The organism is Propionivibrio sp. (assembly GCF_016790145.1).
In the GTDB taxonomy this organism is placed as follows: domain Bacteria; phylum Pseudomonadota; class Gammaproteobacteria; order Burkholderiales; family Rhodocyclaceae; genus Propionivibrio.
In genome coordinates this window covers 1-5,373 of the sequence record NZ_JAEUOI010000025.1, presented here as the reverse complement: position 1 = coordinate 5,373, position 5,373 = coordinate 1, and the positions used below count along the sequence as shown (strand labels likewise).

Sequence of the window (5,373 nt, the reverse complement as noted above, 5' to 3'; positions counted from 1 at the left end):
TTCTGCCTCAAAGCCGGTACATGTTTTAGCGAACAGTTCTTTGAGCCGGGAAATTGCATCGCTATCGAAGACCTTGCGGCGATATTTCGCCACAAAAATCAGGTGGACATGCATGTTAAAAACACAGTGCCGCCCGTGTCGCCCGTCCCCAAGCACGGAGCGTTGCGCCGATTTCTCATTGATAACCCGAACAGTTGCTTGGGCCTTTGAGCCCGCATTTTTGCAAGGAGGGGTGCCATGAGCGAAAGTACTGTTGAGAAGTTTGTTGGAATCGATGTATCCAAAGGTACGTTGGATCTCTGTATCGAACCGGCGGGAGAGACGCTGCATGTCGATTACGACGACAAGGGCATCAGCCAGGTCGTCAAGCGTCTGGTCGAGGTTTCCCCCACCTTGATCGTCATGGAGGCCACCGGTGGCCTGGAGATGCGGTTGGCTGGCGAACTGTCGGCCAAAAGTTTGCCGGTCGCGATCATTAATCCTCGTCAGGCCCGCGATTTTGCCAAGGCCACGGGACAACTGGCGAAAACCGATCTGGTTGATGCGGCCACCCTGGCCGCCTTTGCCCGCGCGATCCGGCCCGCAGTGCGCCCTATCAAGGGCGCCGATACTCGCGCTCTCGATGACTTGGTGACCCGCCGCCGGCAACTGGTCGATATGCGTGTTCAAGAAACGCTCCGTCTGGGAACGGCCTCGAAGATCCAAAAGAAGAGCCTGGCGGCGCACATCACTTGGCTTGATAAGCGCATCACCGATCTCGATGATGATTTGACCAAACGTTTGCGTGCATCGGACGTCTGGAAAACCAAGGATGATCTGCTGCGCGGAATTCCTGGTATAGGTGCGGTCACCAGCCTGACGATGCTCGCCAAATGTCCCGAACTGGGCCAACTGAACCGCCGTGAAATTGCGGCCTTGGCGGGCGTTGCGCCGTTGGCCAGAGATAGTGGAAAACATCGGGGAAAGCGCTTCATCTGGGGCGGTCGAGCCGACGTGCGAGCGGTCTTGTACATGGCGACCATTTCCGCCATTCGCTTTAACAGTCGTATCAAACCCTTCGCAGAACGACTCAAACAGGCCGGCAAACCCGGCAAGGTCATTATCGTCGCCTGTATGCGAAAGCTGCTCACAATCATGAACACGAAACTCAAAAATAATACGCCGTGGAGTCCCCAAAATGCTTGACTTGGAACACAGTTGCTTGGGGGACGCTACGCTAACCCGACCTACGATATTTCGCCTGTACTTGTTGAATATCGCAGACCGACCTATGGCGTCTGGCGCAACCATGAGGATGAAAACCACCGCATGAGCCTATCACCCAATCAGATCATTATTTATTGATATATGGGTAACAATTACATGCCATAATACACGTCAAGGAACACCACCATGACACTTAATAAGCCGTTAAATTTTCTACTGCCGGAAGACCTGGCCAGCCAAATGGGTGAGCGCGCGCGCGCCCGCCGTTTAGCAGCCAACCTGACCCGGAAAACATTGGCAGAGCGGTCTGGCGTACCTGCATCCACAATCAGAAAGTTTGAATCAACCGGGATAATTAGCTTGGTCGGGGTTTTGCAGTTAGCCGACGCGCTGGGTTGCATGGACGATTTTTCCAAGCTCTTCCCCTCCAAAGTAGCCGTAACCATTGACGAGTTTGTGGCACCAGTGCGGATGCGAGGCAGAAAATGATCTCTTTGCTTCGCGTGCTATGTAACGGCAAAAACGTTGGCCAATTGGCAGAGAAGCAAGGTGACATCGTGTTTCAATACAATTCTGCCTGGCTAAAGAGCGGGTTTGATTTAGCGCCGAACTCCATGCCTTTTGATAGCCATGCCAATCCTGCCGCTCGCCTGGAGTTTCAGGGTTTGCATGGCGTGTTCAACGACTCCTTGCCCGATGGTTGGGGGGTGCTATTAATGGACCGGGCGCTGAAGAAGCACCTGAACCTGGAGCGTTCGCAAATTACCCCGTTGGACCGTCTGGCCTACATGGGTCACCGCGGCATGGGTGCCCTGGAGTACCAGCCGGAACTGCTCCCGGAGCAGCAGGATGGCAAGAGGATTGACCTGGAAAACATCGCCGCGCAATCTGAAAAGGTTCTCCATGGTGAAACGTCTGACGTTCTGGAAGCGTTGCGCATCTGTGGTGGCTCTCCAGGGGGGGCACGTCCGAAAGTAACGGTTGCCTTCTCAGAAAACATGGAGAATTGCTTATCGAGCTTCGGCGACCTGCCAGAAGGCTATGCGCACTGGATTGTGAAGTTCAGAAACGATAGCCGTTACGGAGAGGGTGACCCGATAGACATGGGCCGACTAGAGATGGCCTATGCCGATATGGGTCGGGCTGCTGGCCTGCAACTAGCCAGGACGCGCCTGATTGAATTGACGGTAAATCGCAAGCAGGAGGCATTCTTTGCAGTTCAGCGCTTCGACCGGGAGGGGAGTCGCAAGATTCACTTCTTATCCCTGGCGGGTTATGCCTACGCCAATCATCGACTGCCGTGCCTGGACTACAGTAGTGGCGTCCTGCCGGCAACAAAGAAACTGACAAAGTCGGACGATGAGGTCGGGAAGGCTTTTCGACTGATGCTGTTCAATGTTCTGGCGCACAACAAGGATGACCACTCGAAAAACTTCACCTATCTGCTCGACCCAATGAAAGGAGGGTGGCGACTGTCGCCGGCCTACGACCTGACGTTCAATAACGGGATGGCAAACCACCATACCACCTCCATCAACGGGTCTGGCAATCCCGCATTTTCTGACCTGAAGAAAGTGGCAACTGAACGAAAGATCAAAAGCTGGCTACAGATACTGGACGAGGTTCGCAGCGCTGTATCCAGGTGGCCGGAATTTGCCAGTAACTACGACGTGACGAAAACCAGAATCAAGGCAATCCAAAAAGAGCTGGGCGCCATCAACAAGGCCTGTTCCCCGCCCCAGGTGCGGCGGGTCTATCGAAATGGGCTAGGTTAGGGAAACGCTGAATATGCAATCCAGTAGGTCGGGTCAGCATCGTAGCAACGTAGGCCGTAACCCGACAATCGACGGATGCGGCATACACTGCCGTCGGGTTATGCTGCGAAACAAATCCTCCTGGGGGACGCTACGCTAACCCGACCTACGATGTGCAACTTTTACTTAATGAGTTCAAATTTCAAATGCAAGAAAAGTTGAATTTATTTCTTAGCCATTCCTAAGCGGCGTGCTTTATTGGTGAAGGCATGGCGCGTTTACTAATAGACAGCACCTCGATACCTACGATATGCCCTGCAGCGTCGTAGTCAATTAAAATGCCAGGCTCGATTTGTTGGGTTGTCTCGACCTCTGAATCAGAGATTTCAAGATAAGCGGCGTCTGCCTGCGGATCAAATTCAAGTTTCATAAATCGCTAGCCTCATCGTCAAAATATACTGTCACTACGACAACAGGATCAACGGTTTCATTGTAGATTACACGCAGCACCTGAAATCCCCTTTCAGGAATGGCCAGCAGCGCAAGCACCAGCGCAGGATCGTCCTTGTCATTTACGGTCCGTGCCGGATGAGCCAGCGCTACTGCGATCCATTCGAGAAATATCCTCCGTTTTCGGCAACGCTTGATAGCATGCTCGGTTAGCGTGTAGTCCGTGACCGGCAGTCTATCAATAAAAAGCAGTGCAGCGAAATCAAAGCTATACGTAGAGTGGGGTGAAGAAGAGCCCAGCATCTCAACTGCCCAATCCGAATTGCCGCCGCCTTAACGATCGTACCGGGCGCCACCCAGCCAAACGGGAAGAAATTAGCCTGACCGTCATGGCGACTGGCGCCACCCATGAGGATGAACTCCACCGCATGCAACACCTCCCAACCTCCCCTTGTCAGGGGAGGAGCGCCGGTTCACACCCTCACCTGACAAGGGGAGGGCCGGGGAGGGGTTAAAAGACAAAGGCCGGAAGTTCCGGCCTTTGAATTTGCTGTTGTCGCGGTTTCGCTTTACGCGGCTAACAGCTTGTGAAGACGCTCTGCAGTAGAAGCCTGAACCTCAACGGATTCAAAAAGATTTGCCGGGTACAGATAGTCTTCACCGGAATCATCAATTACCCTTACCATCCCGTGAGGATCCTCCGGTTCAATGGCTTCGTAGAGACGACCTAGCGTCAGGTCGCTGGTTGAAAATTCTCCACACCCTTCGCGAGAAACACAGACCAAAAATCTCATATCCATTTCTTCACCTTCAATTTAACCTTCCCAATCCCATGCGCCTCATACCAGTGAATCTTGGCATAAGCGCTTGCACCATCCGGCAGGAGAACCTTTGCCGCTCCTGATAATGTAACCCGTCGCACCGGCGAAAGCCGGTGCCCAGTTCGCGGTGACTCTGGATTCCGGCTTCCGCCGGAATGACGAATTGGGTTCACGCATTTGTACCACGCTTCACGCTAACTCCCTGCGTAGGTCGGGTTAGGCCACAGGCCGTAACCCGACGTTTCGAAGTACCCATACCTTCACGATATTCCCCAAGCAAGTTACCGCCAACACGGCCAACTTGATACCATTGGGTGCATGGCAGTTGTAACGCAAGGAGAAAAGCATGAATACAAGACCTTCGGTGGTATTGAGCCAGAACAGGGAGTTGATTCGGCACATCGTCCTTAGTCATCGCTCAAGCAATCCGCGTATTTTCGGCTCGGTTCTGCATGGGACCGATACGGAAGGCAGTGATCTGGATTTGCTGATTGACCCCTTGCCGGGCGCAACGCTGATTGACCTCGGGGCTATTCAGGATGAACTGGAAGAATCGCTGGGTATTTCGGTTGATGTATTGACCCCAAAAGAATTGCCGTTGAGCTTTCGGGAGCTTGTTCTTCGCGAAGCCAGGCCAGTATGACACCCTCGAAAGACGAGCGGCTGAAGAAAAGCCTTCATCGCATTTTGTCGGCAGCATTGCTTGCCGAAAGCTATGTTGAAGGTTTGTCGAAAGAGGATTTTCTCGAAGACAGCAAAACGCAAGATGCGGTATGCATGAACATCCTTGTTATCGGGGAGAATTCGGCAAAACTGCTAGAGCTTCACGGCGAAGAGCTTTCCGTTGTTTACGCTGATATTCCATGGAAGGCTATGAGAGGCATGCGTCACCGTATGGCCCATGGCTACGAGGAAGCCGATTTCGATATGGTGTGGGATACGGTGAAAACTTACCCAAATGCGCGAAAAGCCTCGTCCAAACGATCTGGTTGCGAAGCAACCGTTAGGCGAAGCCGTCGAGTTTGGTCGGGGATGGATAGCGCGGACGCCGTAGGCGTCGTTGCCCTTGGTTGTTAATCGGGTGTTGCCTGCTGCTCAATGTATTGCCGGATGATGCTAATCGGTGCGCCGCCACAGGAGGC

The 5,373-nt window shown here is 53.3% G+C and carries 9 protein-coding genes; 5 read left to right on the top strand and 4 right to left on the bottom strand.

Annotated features, from left to right (window positions below; genetic code table 11):
* A partial coding sequence (locus JNM42_RS02565) for a transposase (protein ID WP_294265682.1) occupies positions 1–114 on the bottom strand: 114 nt, incomplete at its 3' end.
* Positions 115–237: 123 nt separating this feature from the next.
* On the opposite strand from JNM42_RS02565, the gene JNM42_RS02560 reads away from it, so the two are divergent.
* The 3 genes from JNM42_RS02560 (at position 238) to JNM42_RS02550 (ending at position 2,981) form a co-directional block, all read left to right on the top strand.
* Complete coding sequence (locus tag JNM42_RS02560) at positions 238–1,185, top strand: IS110 family transposase (RefSeq protein ID WP_294265678.1); 948 nt, start codon at positions 238–240, stop codon at positions 1,183–1,185.
* 207 nt (positions 1,186–1,392) lie between these two features.
* The gene (locus JNM42_RS02555) at positions 1,393–1,695 is read left to right on the top strand and encodes a helix-turn-helix transcriptional regulator (RefSeq protein ID WP_294265676.1); all 303 of its coding nucleotides are present in this window, start codon (positions 1,393–1,395) and stop codon (positions 1,693–1,695) included.
* Positions 1,692–2,981, top strand: a complete 1,290-nt coding sequence (locus JNM42_RS02550; protein WP_294265674.1) for a type II toxin-antitoxin system HipA family toxin — start codon at positions 1,692–1,694, stop codon at positions 2,979–2,981. The genes JNM42_RS02555 and JNM42_RS02550 overlap by 4 nt, the downstream gene beginning before the upstream one ends.
* Positions 2,982–3,201: 220 nt before the next feature.
* Here the strand turns inward: JNM42_RS02550 and JNM42_RS02545 are convergent, their stop codons facing one another.
* From JNM42_RS02545 to JNM42_RS02535, 3 genes are all read right to left on the bottom strand, one after another.
* Entirely contained in the window at positions 3,202–3,390 is a 189-nt protein-coding gene (locus JNM42_RS02545; protein ID WP_294265672.1) for a DUF2283 domain-containing protein, read from the bottom strand.
* Positions 3,387–3,713, bottom strand: coding sequence for a DUF4258 domain-containing protein (locus JNM42_RS02540; protein ID WP_294265670.1), 327 nt, complete (start codon positions 3,711–3,713; stop codon positions 3,387–3,389). The genes JNM42_RS02545 and JNM42_RS02540 overlap by 4 nt, the downstream gene beginning before the upstream one ends.
* A 266-nt stretch (positions 3,714–3,979) precedes the next feature.
* Complete coding sequence (locus JNM42_RS02535; RefSeq protein ID WP_294265668.1) at positions 3,980–4,210, bottom strand: hypothetical protein; 231 nt, start codon at positions 4,208–4,210, stop codon at positions 3,980–3,982.
* 367 nt (positions 4,211–4,577) lie between these two features.
* On the opposite strand from JNM42_RS02535, the gene JNM42_RS02530 reads away from it, so the two are divergent.
* The gene (locus tag JNM42_RS02530) at positions 4,578–4,874 is read left to right on the top strand and encodes a nucleotidyltransferase domain-containing protein (protein WP_294265666.1); all 297 of its coding nucleotides are present in this window, start codon (positions 4,578–4,580) and stop codon (positions 4,872–4,874) included.
* On the top strand, positions 4,871–5,308 hold the full coding sequence (locus JNM42_RS02525; RefSeq protein WP_294265663.1) for a HepT-like ribonuclease domain-containing protein: 438 nt from the start codon (positions 4,871–4,873) through the stop codon (positions 5,306–5,308). The genes JNM42_RS02530 and JNM42_RS02525 overlap by 4 nt, the downstream gene beginning before the upstream one ends.
* Positions 5,309–5,373 lie beyond the last annotated feature (65 nt).

What these genes read in the sequence shown, in the direction of transcription:
- JNM42_RS02560 (WP_294265678.1), top strand. Translation starts at nt 238, where the DNA reads ATGAGCGAAAGTACTGTTGAGAAGTTTGTTGGAATCGATGTATCCAAA.
- JNM42_RS02555 (WP_294265676.1), top strand. Translation starts at nt 1,393, where the DNA reads ATGACACTTAATAAGCCGTTAAATTTTCTACTGCCGGAAGACCTGGCC.
- JNM42_RS02550 (WP_294265674.1), top strand. Translation starts at nt 1,692, where the DNA reads ATGATCTCTTTGCTTCGCGTGCTATGTAACGGCAAAAACGTTGGCCAA.
- JNM42_RS02545 (WP_294265672.1), bottom strand. Translation starts at nt 3,390, where the DNA reads ATGAAACTTGAATTTGATCCGCAGGCAGACGCCGCTTATCTTGAAATC.
- JNM42_RS02540 (WP_294265670.1), bottom strand. Translation starts at nt 3,713, where the DNA reads ATGCTGGGCTCTTCTTCACCCCACTCTACGTATAGCTTTGATTTCGCT.
- JNM42_RS02535 (WP_294265668.1), bottom strand. Translation starts at nt 4,210, where the DNA reads ATGGATATGAGATTTTTGGTCTGTGTTTCTCGCGAAGGGTGTGGAGAA.
- JNM42_RS02530 (WP_294265666.1), top strand. Translation starts at nt 4,578, where the DNA reads ATGAATACAAGACCTTCGGTGGTATTGAGCCAGAACAGGGAGTTGATT.
- JNM42_RS02525 (WP_294265663.1), top strand. Translation starts at nt 4,871, where the DNA reads ATGACACCCTCGAAAGACGAGCGGCTGAAGAAAAGCCTTCATCGCATT.